The 17,232-nt window shown below is 62.7% G+C and carries 14 protein-coding genes; 8 read left to right on the forward strand and 6 right to left on the reverse strand.

The window, feature by feature from the left end; translation table 11 throughout:
- Positions 1-49: 49 nt before the first annotated feature.
- Positions 50-1,204, reverse strand: coding sequence for a cysteine desulfurase family protein (locus tag IVB05_RS22270; RefSeq protein ID WP_247778044.1), 1,155 nt, complete (start codon positions 1,202-1,204; stop codon positions 50-52).
- Between the two features lie 277 nt (positions 1,205-1,481).
- Between IVB05_RS22270 and IVB05_RS22275 the strand changes: the two genes are divergently transcribed.
- Positions 1,482-2,129 carry an alpha/beta hydrolase gene (locus tag IVB05_RS22275; RefSeq protein ID WP_025589847.1) on the forward strand — a complete coding sequence of 216 codons (648 nt, stop codon included), beginning with the start codon at positions 1,482-1,484 and terminating at the stop codon, positions 2,127-2,129.
- Positions 2,130-2,240: 111 nt separating this feature from the next.
- On the opposite strand, the gene IVB05_RS22280 is transcribed toward IVB05_RS22275, so the two are convergent.
- The gene (locus IVB05_RS22280; RefSeq protein ID WP_247778046.1) at positions 2,241-2,918 is read right to left on the reverse strand and encodes a glutathione S-transferase family protein; all 678 of its coding nucleotides are present in this window, start codon (positions 2,916-2,918) and stop codon (positions 2,241-2,243) included.
- Between the two features lie 116 nt (positions 2,919-3,034).
- A complete protein-coding gene (locus IVB05_RS22285; RefSeq protein ID WP_247778048.1) occupies positions 3,035-4,135 on the reverse strand; it encodes an anhydro-N-acetylmuramic acid kinase in 1,101 nt (366 codons plus the stop codon).
- Positions 4,136-4,310: 175 nt separating this feature from the next.
- Between IVB05_RS22285 and tyrS the strand changes: the two genes are divergently transcribed.
- Both tyrS and IVB05_RS22295 read left to right on the forward strand, forming a co-directional pair.
- Positions 4,311-5,564: a tyrosine--tRNA ligase gene (gene tyrS / locus IVB05_RS22290; protein ID WP_247778050.1), complete on the forward strand. Its 1,254-nt coding sequence runs from the start codon at positions 4,311-4,313 to the stop codon at positions 5,562-5,564.
- Positions 5,565-5,633: 69 nt separating this feature from the next.
- Positions 5,634-6,881 (forward strand): MFS transporter, encoded by a 1,248-nt coding sequence (locus IVB05_RS22295; RefSeq protein WP_247778052.1) that lies wholly within the window; start codon positions 5,634-5,636, stop codon positions 6,879-6,881.
- On the opposite strand, the gene IVB05_RS22300 is transcribed toward IVB05_RS22295, so the two are convergent.
- A complete protein-coding gene (locus tag IVB05_RS22300) occupies positions 6,882-7,796 on the reverse strand; it encodes a LysR family transcriptional regulator (RefSeq protein WP_247778054.1) in 915 nt (304 codons plus the stop codon).
- A 179-nt stretch (positions 7,797-7,975) separates the two neighbouring features.
- Here IVB05_RS22300 and bla point away from each other — a divergent pair, with 179 nt between their 5' ends.
- Together bla and IVB05_RS22310 are read left to right on the forward strand one after the other, a co-directional pair.
- Entirely contained in the window at positions 7,976-8,794 is an 819-nt protein-coding gene (bla, locus tag IVB05_RS22305; RefSeq protein ID WP_247778057.1) for a class A beta-lactamase, read from the forward strand.
- A gap of 7 nt (positions 8,795-8,801) precedes the next feature.
- On the forward strand, positions 8,802-9,224 hold the full coding sequence (locus tag IVB05_RS22310) for a hypothetical protein (protein ID WP_247778059.1): 423 nt from the start codon (positions 8,802-8,804) through the stop codon (positions 9,222-9,224).
- 86 nt (positions 9,225-9,310) lie between these two features.
- On the opposite strand, the gene IVB05_RS22315 is transcribed toward IVB05_RS22310, so the two are convergent.
- Positions 9,311-12,988, reverse strand: coding sequence for a DUF3971 domain-containing protein (locus tag IVB05_RS22315; RefSeq protein ID WP_247778060.1), 3,678 nt, complete (start codon positions 12,986-12,988; stop codon positions 9,311-9,313).
- A gap of 216 nt (positions 12,989-13,204) precedes the next feature.
- On the opposite strand from IVB05_RS22315, the gene IVB05_RS22320 reads away from it, so the two are divergent.
- From IVB05_RS22320 to IVB05_RS22330, 3 genes are all read left to right on the forward strand, one after another.
- Positions 13,205-13,942, forward strand: a complete 738-nt coding sequence (locus tag IVB05_RS22320; RefSeq protein WP_247778062.1) for a peroxiredoxin — start codon at positions 13,205-13,207, stop codon at positions 13,940-13,942.
- A 112-nt stretch (positions 13,943-14,054) separates the two neighbouring features.
- Positions 14,055-15,410, forward strand: coding sequence for a M23 family metallopeptidase (locus tag IVB05_RS22325; RefSeq protein WP_247778064.1), 1,356 nt, complete (start codon positions 14,055-14,057; stop codon positions 15,408-15,410).
- Positions 15,411-15,626: 216 nt separating this feature from the next.
- On the forward strand, positions 15,627-16,076 hold the full coding sequence (locus IVB05_RS22330) for an SRPBCC family protein (RefSeq protein WP_247778066.1): 450 nt from the start codon (positions 15,627-15,629) through the stop codon (positions 16,074-16,076).
- 356 nt (positions 16,077-16,432) lie between these two features.
- Here IVB05_RS22330 and IVB05_RS22335 read toward each other — a convergent pair whose 3' ends face one another.
- A complete protein-coding gene (locus tag IVB05_RS22335; RefSeq protein WP_247778068.1) occupies positions 16,433-17,089 on the reverse strand; it encodes a hypothetical protein in 657 nt (218 codons plus the stop codon).
- Between the last annotated feature and the right edge of the window lie 143 nt (positions 17,090-17,232).

Here is a 17,232-nt window from a genome sequence, read left to right on the forward strand (position 1 = left end):
TCACAAAAGTCGAATTCGAAGCATTCCAACGAAACCCGCTTAGAACGTTTCAAGCTGTGTTTCGTCGCCCTCTAAGTAAGGCATCGGCGAGCTTTCGCCAAGCCTGAAGGGCCAAATCAATGTCTGCCTCAGAGGTAGACCAGCCCAGACTGAGCCGCACCGCTCCCTGCGCCAGTTCCCCGCCGACCCCCATGGCGGCCAGAACGTGCGACGGCTGGACCTTGCCGGACGAGCAGGCGGAACCCGAAGATACCGCAATACCGCCGAGATCGAAGCCAATCACGGCCGTTTCGGCCTTAAGCCCGGGAACCGTGAACAGGGTGGTATTGGGCAGGCGTGGCGTGTCCGCTGAAAACAGGATCATTCCCGGGGTTAGTTTCAGGCCCGCCTCGAGCCGGCCCTGAAGGTCCCGAAGCCGAGCCGCGTTACCTTGCAGGGCTGCCATGGCGGCCCGGACCGCAGCACCAAAGGCCGCAATGCCTGCGACGTTCTCGGTGCCGGCCCTTCGCCCCAGCTCCTGTCCGCCGCCGCGCAGCAATGGCTCCAGCCCCTGCACCTCCTCCGACAGGACCAGCGCCCCCACCCCTTTTGGGCCACCGACCTTGTGCGCAGAAAGCGTAACCAGATCGGCCTTCATCAATTTGATATCAAAAGGTATTTTTCCCAATGCCTGGATTGCATCGACATGCAGCAGCCCGCCTGCTTCATGTACGATGTCAGCGACTTCGCCGACCGGTTGAAGCGCGCCAGTCTCGTTATTGGCCAGCATGACCGAGACAAGCGCCCGCTGCCCACCGGCAAGAAGCCTCCGTAGATGGTCGATGTCGATCAGGCCGGACCCGGTAACGTGGATGGCCCCGATCGCGTCCGGCGAGAAACGCCCCCCTGACAGCACTGACGTATGTTCGATAGCCGAGACCAATAGCCGACGAACCGGTTCGCCCGCGCTCCGACGCAGCCCCGGCGTCAGCGCCAGCGCATTCGCCTCCGTACCACCAGACGTAAACGCCACATCCTGCGGCCGGGCGCCGATGGCCGCGGAGATGGCGGCGCGCGCATCCTCGACCAGCCGACGCGCCTGCCGACCTTCGGCATGAACCGATGACGGATTGCCGGCGATGTCCCAGGCAGCCGCCATCGCCTGCCTGGCCTCGGGGCGAAGCGGCGTCGTCGCATTCCAGTCGAGATAGACCCGGTCAGGCATTTCTGTACAATATTACCTATATCGGCAAGCAGCTCCGCGAGCCTCGGCCTCACCGCCGGCGCTAGATGCCTTATGGCAATTGGGGATCGCGCCGTCTCTTACAATCTCAGGCTAACGCCTTGAACTGCCTTCCAGATGTTCAAGATGCTTGCTTTTTGCCCCTCGCCTCATGCTAGAAGGCCGCAACCAGTTCACGGGAGCGCCCGTCCGCGCATCGCCCAACGACGCATGATCACATTTTCTCCGCCGGATCACGTCCGTTGCCTAGGGATCATCAATGCCTGAAGTAATTTTCACCGGCCCCGCGGGCCGCCTCGAAGGCCGTTATCACCCGGCCAAGCAGAAGAACGCGCCGATCGCGATGATCCTGCATCCGCATCCGCAATTCCACGGCACGATGAATCACCAGATCGTCTACCAGTGCTACTACGCGTTTGCGCATCGCGGCTTCTCGGTATTGCGATTCAATTTCCGCGGCGTCGGCCGCAGCCAGGGCTCGTTCGATCACGGCACCGGCGAATTGTCGGATGCCGCTTCCGCGCTGGACTGGGCGCAGACCATCAATCCGGAAGCGCGCGCCTGCTGGGTCGCCGGCTTCTCGTTCGGCGCCTGGATCGGCATGCAGTTGTTGATGCGCCGGCCCGAGGTCGAAGGCTTCATTTCGATCGCGCCGCCCGCCAATCTCTATGACTTCTCCTTCCTCGCGCCCTGCCCGTCGTCGGGCCTGATCGTGCACGGCGAGAAGGACGCGGTGGTGCCGCCGAAGGACGTCAACACGCTGGTCGAGAAGCTGAAGACCCAAAAGGGTATCGTGATCGATCAGCAGATCATCCCAGGCGCCAATCACTTCTTCGACGGCAAGCTGGAGCCGCTGATGGAGACGGTGACCGGCTATCTCGACATGCGGCTCGCCAACGTCCGGTGACGTGACCGTGTCGTAGCCCGGATGGAGCGCAGCGAAATCCGGGACCGCAGCCAGCGTTGAGGATTCCCGAATTGCGCTACGCTCCATCCGGGCTACGGCGACATCTGCGTCTCACGCCGCCAGTTTCAGCATATGCGCGTCGTGACGCGCCAGGAACGCGCGCAGCAATTGCGGATAGTCAGGCCCGACCGCCGTGCGGACGCTGGCCCGCTTCGCCAGCTCGGCTCGCCATGCACGCACCTTCGGCGTATCGGCAAACACCGAAAGATCGATCAGTTCATCGAACACGTCGAAGTAACGGAAGATCGGCGCGAACACCGCGTCCACCAGGCTGAAATCCCCACCGGCAAAGAACGGTCCCGCGCCGAGCGCTTTCTCGACCTGCGCGAACTTCGCGGCGACCGCCTTCCGCTTGGTTTCAAAGACCGCGGGATCACCCGTCGTCTCCAGGCCCCAGAGTTCGCTCAGAATGGTGGAGCCGAACTCCATCCAGGCGCGGTGCTGCGCACGTTGCAGCGGATCGTGCGGATGCAGTTTCGCGCCGCCTTGCGTATCTTCGATGTACTCGCAGATGACGTTGCTCTCGAACAGCGCCGCTTCGCCGTCCCCGGTCTCGACAAGCAGCACCGGTACCTTGCCGAGCGGCGAAATCTTCAGAAACCAGTCCGGCTTGTTGGCGAGATCGATATCGATCCGCTCGAACGGAACGCCCTTTTCGGTGAGCGCGATCACCGCGCGCTGCACATAGGGACAAAGCTTGTGGCTGATCAGCGTGAGTTTTGGTGCCATGACGACCTCCCAGGCGAAGCCCGGGCAGGCCTCGCTCCATGCATCTGCATTTAATTAGATGCATTTGCATGCAGTCGTCAAGGTCGATGCAGTTGCATCAACACATCTTGAACCGGTCAGGGTCGCGCGATGATGCCGCCGGTCATCGGGAATGGCACCCCCGTGGTGGCAGGATAGCTCAGCGGCAGGCCTTTCAGGCCCCGCGCGGCCAGAAATCCGAAGGCCTGCGCCTCGATGGCGTCGGACGCCCAGCCCAGCGTGTCCGCCGCCCGGACGGTCGCCGGCGCAAGGCACTCGCGAAGCATCCGCAGCATGGTCAGGTTGCGGGCGCCGCCGCCGGCCACGATCCAGTTCTTGGGTTCTTTCGGCAGCAGCGGCACCACGCGGGCAATCGCGGCTACGGTAAAGGCGGTCAGCGTCGCCGCGCCATCCTCGGGCGGTACATCGCCTAGCTTCAGCCCCGCAAAATCGTTGCGGTCGAGCGATTTCGGCGGGGGCAGCGAAAAGAACGGCATCTCCAGAGCGCGGGCGATCCAGGCCGCATCGACCTTGCCCAGCGCGGCAGTGCGACCCTCGGTATCGAAACGCTGATTCAGCCAGCGGAACATGTGGTCGTCGAGCAGCGCGTTGCCCGGGCCGGTGTCGCAGGCGATCAGCGTGTCGCCGTCGATATAGGTGATGTTGGCGACCCCGCCGATATTGACCACGACGGTCGGCCCCTCCCAATCCAGCGATTGGGCGAGCGCGCGGTGATAAACCGGCACAAAGGGCGCACCCTGCCCGCCGGCCTCGACGTCAGCAGCGCGGAAATCGTACATGACCGGAATGTGGATCGTTTTGGCGAGCGCTGACGCATCGCCGATCTGGACCGTCAACTTTTTGTCGGGCCTGTGCAGCACGGTCTGGCCGTGAAAGCCGACGATGTCGATGTCGTCGAAGCGCAGCCGGTGTTGCGCGGTAAAGGCGGCCACCGCCTCGGCATGCGCCGATGTGACGACCCGCTCGGCCTCGCGCAGGCAGCCGGGCCGCGCCGCGCGATCCGGCAGGTCGGTGGCCTCGTACAGCGCCTGCCGCAGCAGGCTGCGCTCCATTTCGTTATAGGGGCGGTATCCGGACGGTCCCAGGGCGTTCACCCGGCGGCCGTCGGTCTCGATCATAGCGACATCGACCCCGTCGAGCGAGGTGCCGCTCATCAGACCAAGCGCCGTCAACATCATGTTAAATCGTGCCTTTGCAACGCCCTGCTCGATCCGTCCCGCCGACGACGATCAGCTTGTGCCAAACACAGACATCTTATAATGCCACAGCGCCCGGCCTTCGGCAGCCTGTTCCGCCATGGTTCCGCAACTCGCTACAATTACAGTGAAAATAGAATGATCAGAGCAGCTCGCCATGACCGGATTTAAATCAGATTTCCTGAACATTTTACAGGAACGCGGCTTTATCCACCAATGTTCCGATTTCGAGGGCCTCGACGCGCTCGCCGCGAAGGGCCAGGCGACCGCCTATGTCGGCTACGACTGCACGGCGCCGTCGCTGCATATCGGCAACTACCTCACCATGATGATGCTGCACTGGCTGCAGCAGAGCGGAAACAAGCCGATCACCCTGATGGGCGGCGGCACCACCATGGTCGGCGACCCCTCCGGCAAGGATGAATCGCGCGCCATCCGCTCGATCGAGGAAATCGAGGCCAACAAGGCCTCGATCCGCGGCGTGTTCGCGAAGGTACTGCGCTACGGTTCGGGCCCGAGCGATGCCATCATGCTCGACAATGCCGAGTGGCTGACGAAACTGAACTACATCGAGATGCTGCGCGACGTCGGCCGGCACTTCTCCGTCAACCGCATGCTGACGATGGACTCGGTGCGGCTCCGTCTCGAGCGCGAGCAGGAGATGAGCTTCATCGAATTCAACTACATGGTCTGCCAGGCCTACGACTTCGTCGAACTGGCGCGGCGCACCGGATGCCGGCTGCAGATGGGCGGCTCCGATCAATGGGGCAACATCGTCAACGGCGTCGATCTCGGCCGCCGCATGGGCACGCCGCAATTGTTCGCGCTGACGACGCCGCTGCTCACGACCGCCTCGGGCGCCAAGATGGGCAAGACCGCGCAGGGCGCGGTGTGGCTCAACGCCGACCAGTTCTCGCCTTACGACTTCTGGCAATACTGGCGTAACGTCGAGGACGCCGATGTCGTCAAGTTTCTAAAGCTGTTCACGATCCTGCCGATGAGCGAAATCAACAAGCTCGCAGCGCTGCAGGGCGGCGAGATCAACGAAGCCAAGAAGGTGCTGGCGACGGAGGCGACCGCGCTGCTGCATGGTCGCGAGGCCGCCATCACGGCTGCCGAAACCGCACGCCGCACTTTTGAGGAAGGCGCGATCGCGGAGAGCCTGCCCACCGTGGAAGTCTCCCGTGGCGAGCTCGAGGCCGGCGCCGGAGTGCTGGGGCTGTTCGTGAAGGCGGGCCTCGTCGCCTCGAACGGCGAGGCGCGGCGCCAGATCAAGGGTGGCGGCTTGCGCGTCAACGATGCCGCCGTGACCGACGAGAAGATGGTGCTCACGCCGTCCAACCTCACGCCGGAAGGCGTCATCAAACTTTCCATGGGGAAGAAAAAGCACGTCCTGCTGAAACCCGCATGATCGGGCCTGCATAGGCGCATTCGCTTTTGATGCTTGCGGGGACATGCGGAAACGCGCTCCCTGCGTCCTATGGACAACAAGACGCCTGAGGGAGATGCGTTAGCCAGGCCGCTCAAGTCGCAGCGTGTGGCGCTCAACGTGCTGGCGCTGTGCTTTACGCTGGCGCTTATCGGCCGCGGCCTCGGCGAGAGCTTTACGGTTTTCCTCAAACCGATCTCGGAGAATTTCGGCTGGGACCGCGCGGCGGTGGTCTCGGTCTATTCGCTGACCTGGCTGGCGGGCGGGCTGACGGCGCCCGTGGTCGGCCGGCTGTTCGACCGCTATGGCCCCCGCACCGTGTATTCGCTGGGACTGCTGCTGCTCGGCGGCGCGTTCCTGGTGGCGTCGCAGGCGCAAGCGCTGTGGCAATTCCAGGTGAGCGTCGGGCTCGCCGTCGGGATCGGCATCGCCTTCATCGGCAACGTACCGAATTCGATCCTGCTCGGCCGCTGGTTCGGCCCACGCCTGCCGACGGCGATGGCGGTGGTCTATTCGGCGGCCGGCGCGGGTGTGCTGGTGTTGCTACCCGCCTCGCAGCTGCTGATCGATCATGTCGGCTGGCGCGGCGCCTACCAGATTTTCGGCATCGTCGCGCTCTGCCTGTTGGTGCCGCTACTGCTGCTGCCGTGGCGGCTGTTCTCCACGGGCTCGCCACACATCGCCAGAAAAGCCGATCCCGGTTTCATCGACGCGGGCTGGACGCTCGCGAGCGCCATGCGCCACCATGCATTCTGGGCGCTGTTCGCCACCTTCTTCTTCACGGCGGTGGGGATGTATGCGCTTGCCGCACAGATCGTCGCCTATCTGATCGACGCCGGCTTCCCGCCTCTGCAGGCGGCGACCGCCTGGGGCTTTTCCGGTGTCGTACTGCTGTTCGGCATGCTCGGCGTGACCCAGCTCGACAGCATCATCGGGCGACGCCCGTCGGTGCTGTTGAGCTATGCCATCTCGATCGTCGGCATCATCCTGCTGTGGCTGCTGCAGTTCTATCCAAATTTCTGGCTGCTCACCGCTTTCGTCGTGACCTTCGGCAGCATGATCGGTTCGCGCGGCCCGCTGATCACGGCGACCGCAATGAAGATCTTTCGCGGTGAACGCGTCGGCACGATCTACGGCACGATCTCGATCGGCAGCGGTCTTGGCTCAGGACTCGGTGCCTGGGCCGGCGGCCTGATCCACGACTGGACCCACAGCTACGATCCCGTGATCGCCTTCGCGCTGGTGGCGGTGGTGCTGGGAATGATCCCGTTTTTGGTCGTGCCGGCGCTGCGGCGCTAGCTAAGCCTCGGCCTGCTTGCCGGGGCTGCTCTTTTTTGCGGCGATCGTTTCAAGCAACCAATTTTTGAAGGAGAGCATCGCGGGTGATGGTCGCCGGGAGTGCAGTGACGTAATCCAATAATCGCCAAGCGCCACTTCGATCTTGAAGGGACGGACCAGCCGCCGTTGACGGACCTCGTCCTGAAACAATGCCGCCGGCAACAACGCAACGCCGAAACTGCGCGCCGCTGCACTGGCGATCGTGATCGATGAATCGAACACCATTCCCTTGAGCACCGGACTCTGCAATCCCGCTGCGGTAAACCAGCGCGGCCATTCATCCTGTCGGTAGGAACGCAGCAGCACCTCGCGCTTGAGATCGACCGGCCGGCTCAGCCTGCGAGCCGGCGAAGGCGCGCAGAACGGGGTAAATGGCGCTCCCATCAGGTGGGTCGCCTCGGTGCCGTGCCAAAGGCCATCGCCAAACCTGATCGCGTAATCGAGGCCTTCGCCCGCGATGTCGATACGATTGTTGTTGGTGAACAGGCGCAAATCGATCCGCGGATAGGCCTTCCTAAAACCATCGAGTCGCGGCAACAGCCATCCTGAAGCGAAAGTCCCAACCACGCCGACCGAGATGACGTCCTGATAGCGACCGTCTTCAAAACGATTGAGCGTTTCGGTGAGCCGGCCGAAGGCCTCGACAATGCTCGGCAGCAGCGATTGCCCTTCATCGGTGAGCGCGACGCCGCGCGGCAGCCGGCGAAACAACTGTACGCCAAGCCGGTCCTCCAACACTCTCACGTGCTGACTGACGGCGGCCTGCGTGACTCGAAGTTCCAGGCCAGCACGGGTGAAACTCAGGTGGCGCGCCGTCGCCTCAAAGGCCCGTAGTGCATTGAGCGGAAGGTGCGAAAGCTTCGTCCGGCGGCGCATTTCTCGTTCCTAGTTTTTCTTATGCCTGCCCGCAGAACTGATCGTTTGTCAAGACGGCGGCCCGTCGGCACCTTCCTGCGCGCAGCAAGGAGGGATTCGCAGTGATCACCAGAAGACAGTTCCAGCTTGGAATCGGCGCAGCGCTGGTAGCGACTGCTTTGAGCATCCGGCCGAAAGCGATGCGCGCATCGTCCGCAGATCAGCGGCTGATCGATGAGCTCAAGCGTCTGGAGAGCGAGAGCGGCGGCCGGCTTGGTGTCTGCGTCCTTGAGACAGCAACTGGCACGCGTCATGTCCATCGGGGTGACGAGCGCTTTCCGATGTGCAGCACCTTCAAGGTGCTGGCAGCCGCGGCTGTTCTGGCGCGGGTAGATGCCGGCAACGAGCAGTTGGCACGGCGCATAACCTTTGAGGCGTCCGCACTCATCGTGAACTCACCGGTAACTGAAAAGCGCGTCGGCGGCGACGGCATGACGCTCGCTGAAATCTGCGATGCGGCACTAACGCGGAGTGACAACACGGCCGGCAACTTGCTGCTCGCTGGCATCGGCGGACCTCCGGGGCTGACGGCCTTCGCACGAAGTCTAGGTGACCAGGTCACGCGGTTGGACCGGGATGAGCCCTCGCTCAACGAGGCTTTGCCTGACGATCCCCGCGATACCACGACACCAAATGCAATGGCTTCGAATTTGCAGGCCCTCATCCTCGGAACCACGGCGTTGTCGGCCGCATCGCGCGAGCAACTGACGGCATGGTTGATCGCCAACACGACTGGCGATGCACGACTGCGCGCAGGCATTGCGAAAGACTGGCGTATCGGCGACAAGACCGGCGCTGGTGATCGAGGCACGAACAATCACGTCGCCGTGATCTGGCCGCCCGACAAGGCCCCCATCGTGATCGCCGCCTACCTGACTGGCGCCACCGTTTCTACCGCGCAGCAGAACGCCACTTTGGCTTCGGTTGCGCGCGCGGTATCGGCGATGACATCTGGCTAGGTGCGGAATGCAGGCAGCAATTGCCGGCTTGGCGGTAGCGACCACCGTCCTGTGCCTTGCGGTGCCGGGTGTATCTCCCTCGATCGCGTCGGACGACATTTTCGCCAACCGGTCCGCATTTTCTGTAGCGGAGCAGCCCGTGCGGATGCCGGCCGAATGCGGCGATGTCAGGCGGATGGCGGAGGGCATTCCTGAAATCGACTACCGGATCGACCTTTCCGTAGTCGGCAGCCTCACGGCGGTGCAGACGGATAACGTATTGTGGTATCTCGTGCTGTGTTCGCCGCCGGATGTCCGGATCATGTGCGTGACCTATCAATCCAATGGCATGGCGATCGGCGACCGGGTCATCATAAAAGGCGGTTATCTGCGACGCGACGCCAACCACGTCATGTTGGATCCGTGTCTGGCAAACAGACCGGAGCAGTGATTTCGGCCGAAAGCAGCTCCACACTTCAATGGTGAATCTGCCGTTCGACGATCCCCGGCCCCGGTTGTCGCGGGGCGGCCGCCCGCCTAGTTATTCGGCGGCAATTCGATCGGGTTGTTCTGCTTGCCGGTGTTGAATTCCATGATCTTTCGCGTCACGCCCGGAAACATGGCCGAGATCGGATTGACGCGCAGCACGGGCTGGCTGGGGGTGCCGACCACTTCATAGGTCACGCCAAACAGGCCTTCCTTGTCGCCGTTGCCGAGGAACAGGCCAAGCACGGGAATCTGGCCGAACATGTTGTTCAATCCGTACATCGGAATGAAGGTGCCGCTCATCCGAACCTGATTGGCGGCGGTATCGATGCTGCCTTCGATGGTCGCACCGACCATCGGTCCTTTCACGACGCCATCGCGGATCGTGAGCTGTCCGCTCTGCCGGGTGAACTCGGCTCGCAATGCCGTAAAGGAAACGCCGCTCTGAGTGCCGGTAGAGCCACCTGCGGCAACGCGGTCGAGCGAAGCCTCACCCTTGATGGTGAAGTCGCGGACGTTGATCAGGCCCTCCTTGGCGCTGGGTTCAACCGTCGGCGGTTCCAGGGCGAGGGCGAGCTGGCCACCAATTACCTTGGAGTACATGTCCGTGAAGCGGAGGAAGGCACCGGCGTCATTGGTCTGCAGCACAATGATGTCCCGGCCCTGCCCCTGTCCGCGACCGCGCAACTCCGCCGTCACAGGCGTGTCGCGCCCGACCTTGCCGTTCAGCGTAAAGGCTCTCACGATACCGTTGCGGCGGGAGAACTTGCTATCGACGCTGCGCAATGCCTCGCCGTTGAATCCCGCCACCGCGCCGAGCTTGAGGTCGATGTCGAGGTCGATGTTCCTGGACTTGCTCTTGGGATCGGCCTCCTTGCCCGTTATCGCCGACTTGAGGAAGCCGCGGCCGTCGAACACGTCGCCGCGCATCATGACCTTCACGATGCCGTCGGCGCCGCGTTCGGCTTTCAGCGAGGTCTTGTCGCCGTCCGACGGCGCGTAGGTCGGGAAGTTCGCGTTCAACAGGTCGCCATTCTGGTCGACTTCCAGCGATCCCTTGATCGAAACGCCGCCGCCTTCGACCACGATGTCCTGGAACAGCGTCGATTGTTCCTTCTTCACCACGATGAACGTCGCCTTGCCCGACTTGCCGGGCACCTTGACCCAGCCCGGCAGGATGTTGTCGAGCCGCAGCGAGGTCAGGTCGGCCTCGATACCGACGCGGCTGTCGTTCTCGCCGATCTTGCCGATTACCTTGATCGGAACGGAGCCGCTGACGGCGGGTCCGAGATCGATCCCGAGGCGTTGGCGGCTGGCGTCATCGAGCGTTGCCTGCAACCTGATGTCGGCGTCGCCCTCGTTCGCCTTGCGATAATCCAGCGAGGCTGGCTGACCGTTGATCTTGACGTCGCCCTTGACCTGGAAGCCGGCGTTGTTGGCGACCAGCTTCAGCGTATTGGATTCCAGTTTCTGGTTCATCACGAGCTTGTCTGCGGCAAACCCGGCCAGATCAGCCGTGACGCTGTAGGTGGTATCGGCCTTGGTCAGCGAGCCCTTGACCGGCATGCCGAGCGTGATGATGGCAGCCACCGTCCCCTTGCTGGCGTTGGGATCGATCAGGGTGCCGGAGAGATCGCTGATGCGGTCGGACGCCAGAATCTCGGCCGCCGCCGGCACCGAAGCGTCGACCCTGAACTTCACCCGCGAAGGTGACGGCTTCGGCGCCATGTCCGGCACCTCGAAGGTGAAATCCGAAATGTTGATCTTGCGCCCGGCCGGCGTGTCGGCGACGCCCTGCCCGATCGTCACCGTCGCGGTGCGGCCGGTAACGCGTGCCTTCAGGTCGGCATCGCGAACCGAAGGCATTTCGTCCACCGGGTGAACCGTGACGCCCGAGGCCACGATGTTGACGGCGAGACCATCATCAGGAATCGGCGGCCCCTTGCGCGACAAATTACGCACCGGCGAATTGACGCCGACCTCGATGCGCTGAAGCGTACCCTTTTCGATCCGCTCGATCACCCATTCGCGCACTTCGGGCACGATCAGGATCGGCCACATCCGCTTCAGTGCGGATGCCGACATCGGCGTGCCTGCGAACCCAAGCTGGAGGCGCGCCTCGTTCGCATAGTCGACGCTGCCGGTGCCGGCGATGCCGATCTCGCCATTGCTGATATCGGCCTGGGTGAGCAGCACGCGCTTCCGATCGGTATCGAACTTCATACCGATCGCGATGCGGTTGAAGATCAGCGGCGGTTCATTGTCGGTGCCGGCGAGCAGGATCGTGCCGCCGCTAAGGCCCGCCTGCCATTCGGTGGTGGCGCCGTTCGGCGGTTCGAGATGGCCCAGCAACGTAATCCGGTTTGCGCCGGAAACGACCTTGAAGGGCGCGACCAGCACGCGCCGTCCGGAATCCCATTCGACGCTCATCTCCGCCGAATCGATCGGCATCGGATAATCGGGCGTATCGCTGTCGATCAGGTTCCCGGCCCCGGCGATGACCTTGCCGCGCAAATAGGTCGGCACGCCATCGCGCCCCAGTTCGCCCTTCAGCTCACCGGAGAGCGGCAATTCCGCGCTGTAGGTGAGATCCTTGACCCGCATCGCCAGCAGGATGTTGGCAGCCGGCACCTTATCGGCGCGAAGATCGACCGACCGCACGCCATTCTGCGGCGGCCCGACCACGACCTTGAGCGACCACGGGCGCGCGCCCTCCTCGCCAAGGCTCACCGCGACCCCGCCACCGCTCGGCCGGCGCATGCTGAGGCTGATATTGTCGAACGTCCATTTGTTGCCGCGCTGCTGGTCGTCGACGACGAGATTGCCGTTCTTGAGGCCGATCTCGTTCAGATTCTGACCGTCGAGGCCGCTAAGGCTGAGGCTGTCGAGCCAGTCGAGGCTGGCCAGCAATCCGTTCTGCGTCGTGTCGGGAGCCGTCGCGACAGCACCTTGCGCGGGTGCGGGCGCCTGGCGGGGGAATGTCGGCGCCATGCCGGCGTCGCGCTTGGAGGCGACGCCCGTCGCCAGCGGCTTTGCGGTGTCGCCGGCGGACACCGTCACCTGGCCGTCCGGCGTGATTCGCACCGCGAGCTCGGCATCGACCAGATTGAGGCTTTCAGCGCGCAGCCGCCCCATCAGCAGCGCCGTGCCGGATAGTTTCACCTCGGCCTTCGGCGCGGTGGCGACGATGACCTGGTCACGGTCGCGAACCACGATGTCGCGGATTCGCACCGCGATTCGAATCCGTCCGGCCCGCTCGATCTGCGTACCGCCGACCGCAACCGTATTGCCGTGGCCGATATTTTCCTCGATCGCGGCTGCCAGCCAGGGGGTCGCGACATCGAGATTGATGGGCCCGGCGCCGAGCCGCCACCACAGCCCGCCGAAGCAGCCGGCAAAAATCACCGCCAGTACGCCGATCACAATCGCCAGGCGCTTGACCCAGCGTTCGCCGGTCAGCCAGAGCTGCAGCGTTGCAAACTTGTCGCCCAGCCGGTGAAAGCGGGAATTGGAGCGGGAAAGCAGCCGCTTTGTCCGATGGCGCGTCGCCTCGTCGGGCTCTTGATCCCAGCCGCCTGCATCATCCCACTGAGAGATGTGGGCCTCGGCACGCGGATTCGACCCCTTGGGCGAAGTATTCCTAGCCATTGCCTCTCGGTGCCGGCGCTGAGGTTGATCGCCGCCAACGGCGCGCTCTTCGATCGTTATCGAGCGCTCCTGTGCCGGCATCGCTGCCAATCCTCGATTAATACTGTTACTCGTGGTCGGACCCAAGGGTTGATTGGGCGGACCCATCGACGAGCGGACGGGTGTAGCGTCGAATTCCTTGTAACCATACTCCGGGGTCATCAAACTTGCCCGGCAGCCGGAGCGAATCCGACGGTCAAAGGCGAGACCCGCAATACCCTAATGGTTGAACTGCGGAAAGCGACGAAAGGAAGGCGTATGTCCAAGAAAACGCGCAAGAAATCCTCCAAGCCATCCCCCAAAAGCCCCAAGACGTCCGCCCGAAAACCATCCGCGGCCAAGTCCGCCAGTAAGACCGCGAGCCGCGGCGCGACCCCATCGGCCAAAAAGCCTGCCGCCAAGGTAGCCAGCAAGGCAGCCAAACCCGCCGCCAGGGCGGCCAAAACCGCGTCAGCCAAAGCGTCGCATAAGCCGACATCGAAACAGTTAATAAAATCCAATCTATCGGCACCGCCTAAAGCGGCGGCCGGAACCGGAATGGTCGAGGGCGCGATGGCTCCCGGCTTCAACCTGCCGCGCGATGGGGGCGGCAGCGTCTCGCTGGCCGACTATGCGGGCAAGAAACTGGTGCTGTTTTTCTATCCGAGGGCCGACACGCCGGGCTGCACCCGTGAGGCAATCGACTTCACGCGGCTCAACGACGCGTTTGCCGACGAGGGGGCCGCAGTGCTCGGCATCTCGGCGGACACCGTAAAGGCCCAGGAATCCTTCCGCAGCAAGCACCAGCTTTCGGTTCCTCTGATCTCGGATGAGCAGCATGAGATGCTGGAGGCCTATGGCGCCTGGGGCGAAAAATCGATGTACGGCAGGAACTTCATGGGAATCATTCGAACGACGGTTCTGATCGGCGCCGATGGGCGGATCGCCAAAGTCTGGCGCAATGTGCGGGTCGACGGCCATGCCGACGAGGTGCTGGCCGCCGTCCGCGCCAGCTGATTTGGCAGGCGATTTGGCAGGTTCCATTTCCCAAAAATTAACCATGAAAGGGTCAAATCGGCACGCAAATTGAGCCGTACGGAACTCCTCTCCGACCGGCGCTGGAGTGCCGATGTCGTACCGTTCCGGTCATCATTATTCAGACCACCATCATTCCCACGATCATGGCCGGACGCCGCCCCGCCGTCCCGCCAACTATGCGGCAAAGGCCGCTGCGATAGACGGCGACGGCTATACCATCGTGCATGCCGGCAAGCAGGTCCGGCTCGGCCCTGTCGTGTTCTGGATCGTCGTCGGCACGATTGTGTTGCTCGGCATGTGGTCGGCGGCGACCGCCACCTATTTCGCGTTTCGCGACGACGTCCTGACCCGGCTGATCGCCCGTCAGGCCGAAATGCAATACGCCTATGAAGACCGCATCGCGGAGCTGCGCGCCAAGGTCGACCGCACCACCAGCCGCCAGTTGCTCGATCAGGAACAGTTCGACCAGAAGCTCGACCAGATCATGCGCCGCCAGACCGCGCTCGAATCACGCGCCACTGCGCTTGGCGCGATCCCGGATAGCGCAGCCACCGGTTCGATCAGGCCGCCGGCCCGCGGCGCGGCCGTGGAGACGCCCGCTTCCGGCACCCTGAAACCCTCCCCGATCAGCGACACCGTGATCTTCGTGGCGCCGCCGGATCGCGAAGCGCGGCTGGAATCGCGTGCGCCCATCGTCGTCAAGCCGCAGCCCAATCAGTTTGCCAAGGTTCAGGGTGTCGACAACGTGCTGGTCCGCCTGCAGACCTCGCTCGATTCCGTCGAGCGGCGGCAGATGACGGCCTTGAGCTCGGTCGAGGACGGCATGGAATCGCGCCTGCGCCGGATGCGCGGCGTGTTCACCGATCTCGGCCTCGATATGGCGCAGCTCGAAGCGGCGACGCCGCGCTCGGCCATCGGTGGCCCGTTCGTGCCGGTGAAGCTTTCGGCCGATGCCGGCGCGTTCGAGCGCCAGCTCTACCGGATCAACATCACCCGCTCGCAGATGCAGCGTCTCAACGCGACGCTGGCGCTGGTGCCCTACCGCAAGCCGGTCGTCGGCGAGGTCGAATTCACCTCAGGCTTCGGTGTCCGCAGCGATCCCTTCCTCGGCCGCCCCGCCATGCACACCGGCCTCGACTTCCGCGCCGCCACCGGCGATCCCGTGCGCGCCACCGCGAACGGCAAGGTGCTGTCATCGGGATGGATGGGCGGCTATGGCCGCATGGTGGAGATCGACCACGGCAACGGGCTGTCGACCCGCTACGGCCATCTCTCCGAAATTCACGTCAGGGTCGGCGACGTCGTCAGGATCGGACAGGTGATCGGCGCCGTCGGCTCGACCGGCCGCTCCACCGGTCCGCACCTGCACTACGAAACACGGATCGACGGCGATGCCGTCGACCCGCAGAAATTTCTGCGCGCGGGCGTGAGGCTGAGCTCGGGCTAGCATCGCGCTTGTCGATCGCGCGCGGAATACTCCCCCTGTTCTACCCGCGCTGTTCCACAGTCACCTAAAACGGAACCGGCGCGCGCCCCCGCGCCGTTGAATTTTTTTTGGCCCCGTGTCGGCCCGCGGGGAGGCCAGGCGTCCTTGTGGCAGAGACTGAGCTAACCCAAGCAAGTCCTGCGATATACTCCGCTCAGTAATGGAGAAAATAACGTCATGTCCCAAGGCAATACCGTTCGTTTGCATCGTGTCTTCGCCACCAAGCCGGAGAAGGTTTTTCGCGCCTTCCTCGATGCGGAAGCCATGGCCAAGTGGCTGCCGCCCTACGGCTTCACCTGCAAGGTCCACCATTTTGAACCGAAGGTTGGCGGCACATTCAGGATGTCGTTTTCGAATTTCACCACGAACGCGGGCCATTCGTTCGGTGGAGAATATCTGGAGATCGTGCCCAACGAGCGTATCCGCTACACTGATCGTTTCGACGATCCCAATTTGCCTGGCGTAATAGAGGTCACCGTGACCCTGAAAGCGGTTTCGGTCGGAACCGAAATCAACATCGAACAGACAAACCTGCCGACGGTGATTCCGGTCGAAGCCTGCTATCTCGGCTGGCAACAGTCGCTCGCCCAGCTCGCGTTGCTCGTCGAGCCTGACATTCCGGGGTAGCGGTGGACGGACGGAGACGTCACGAGGTGGCGCCTCCGCCGGCTCTGGTAGGATGGGTTGAGCCCTTGCGAAACCCATCATGCTTCCGAGCAAGGATTTGATGGGTTTCGCAAGGGCTCAACCCATCCTACGAGACTGCAATTGGCGTGTCTCACTTCAGGGGTGCAGTCCATTGATGTCACCGTAACTCCCACGGCTACTTCAGATGCTAGGCTTGCTGAGCCCCCCAAACGACGCGGCGATAACATCAAACAGCTCAATGTAAGCGCGGATACAAAGGACTTCATCGCGAGGAGTTGCGCCCGCTGAGTACAACCAGCTCCCGTAAATAAGGTGCTCGAACGGATCAGGTCCTGTCATCTCAAATGCAAATTCCGGATCATCTTCGTGGAAAATCCTGAATACCAAAGGTGATCCGATACGTTGAGGATTGCCCCCAAGATCAAGACTAACCTCGAAGACAGCATGGCAATCCAGTTTTTTTGCCAACGATTGCGGCGATGAGCAAAACCAAGCGTCGTACAGAAGTCACCAACAAAAGGAATAACGCCCCGCTTCTTTCCGGTCCATCCTGTCGTTTGGATTCGCAGGCGTTCGCCTTCACGCTTCTGTAGCTCTTTTACCCAGGCCACCTCACCTTCCCGCAATTCCGCATCAGAATTATTTCTCTTCATGTATTCGAAGAGGCACTTTACAAGCGGCGGGTTCCGGTATGGAAGTTCAACAAAATCTCTGGCAGCGAAGAGTCTGTCCAAAAAATCGGATCGATATTTTGGCTGCTCAATACGGAACACACGCGAATCCGAATTGACTCTTCCTGCCGACTGCATCGTTTCCAGGGCCACTTCATCCCAATATCGGTTGAGCAGATCAGCCTGATGTCCTCCACAAAACTCGATCATCCTGTCCTGCCACGCCCTCGGAATTGAAAAGCCGCGCGCCTCAAAGGCAAGCTGGGTCGAAACCCGGCCAGGCCAGCTTGCCAGCACTTCCAGAATGGGATGATCGTCCATCTAGTTAGGCCTCATGGAAACACAAAGCGTGCGTACCGGCATTGTTCTCTGCCTTGTTTTCTTGTTCTGACGAAGTCTCGGAGAGGAGTTTCGCAAGCGGTGTCGGCCGTGGCAAGCACGGGCTTATTCCGCATCACGAAACG

The organism is Bradyrhizobium sp. 170 (assembly GCF_023101085.1).
In the GTDB taxonomy this organism is placed as follows: domain Bacteria; phylum Pseudomonadota; class Alphaproteobacteria; order Rhizobiales; family Xanthobacteraceae; genus Bradyrhizobium.

Excerpts from the sequence above, each read along its gene's own strand:
- IVB05_RS22335 (WP_247778068.1), bottom strand. The coding sequence starts at position 17,089 with ATGGACGATCATCCCATTCTGGAAGTGCTGGCAAGCTGGCCTGGCCGG.
- bla (WP_247778057.1), top strand. The coding sequence starts at position 7,976 with ATGCGCGCATCGTCCGCAGATCAGCGGCTGATCGATGAGCTCAAGCGT.
- IVB05_RS22285 (WP_247778048.1), bottom strand. The coding sequence starts at position 4,135 with ATGATGTTGACGGCGCTTGGTCTGATGAGCGGCACCTCGCTCGACGGG.
- tyrS (WP_247778050.1), top strand. The coding sequence starts at position 4,311 with ATGACCGGATTTAAATCAGATTTCCTGAACATTTTACAGGAACGCGGC.
- IVB05_RS22325 (WP_247778064.1), top strand. The coding sequence starts at position 14,055 with ATGTCGTACCGTTCCGGTCATCATTATTCAGACCACCATCATTCCCAC.
- IVB05_RS22320 (WP_247778062.1), top strand. The coding sequence starts at position 13,205 with ATGTCCAAGAAAACGCGCAAGAAATCCTCCAAGCCATCCCCCAAAAGC.
- IVB05_RS22270 (WP_247778044.1), bottom strand. The coding sequence starts at position 1,204 with ATGCCTGACCGGGTCTATCTCGACTGGAATGCGACGACGCCGCTTCGC.
- IVB05_RS22295 (WP_247778052.1), top strand. The coding sequence starts at position 5,634 with ATGGACAACAAGACGCCTGAGGGAGATGCGTTAGCCAGGCCGCTCAAG.
- IVB05_RS22280 (WP_247778046.1), bottom strand. The coding sequence starts at position 2,918 with ATGGCACCAAAACTCACGCTGATCAGCCACAAGCTTTGTCCCTATGTG.
- IVB05_RS22275 (WP_025589847.1), top strand. The coding sequence starts at position 1,482 with ATGCCTGAAGTAATTTTCACCGGCCCCGCGGGCCGCCTCGAAGGCCGT.
- IVB05_RS22315 (WP_247778060.1), bottom strand. The coding sequence starts at position 12,988 with ATGCCGGCACAGGAGCGCTCGATAACGATCGAAGAGCGCGCCGTTGGC.
- IVB05_RS22330 (WP_247778066.1), top strand. The coding sequence starts at position 15,627 with ATGTCCCAAGGCAATACCGTTCGTTTGCATCGTGTCTTCGCCACCAAG.
- IVB05_RS22300 (WP_247778054.1), bottom strand. The coding sequence starts at position 7,796 with ATGCGCCGCCGGACGAAGCTTTCGCACCTTCCGCTCAATGCACTACGG.
- IVB05_RS22310 (WP_247778059.1), top strand. The coding sequence starts at position 8,802 with ATGCAGGCAGCAATTGCCGGCTTGGCGGTAGCGACCACCGTCCTGTGC.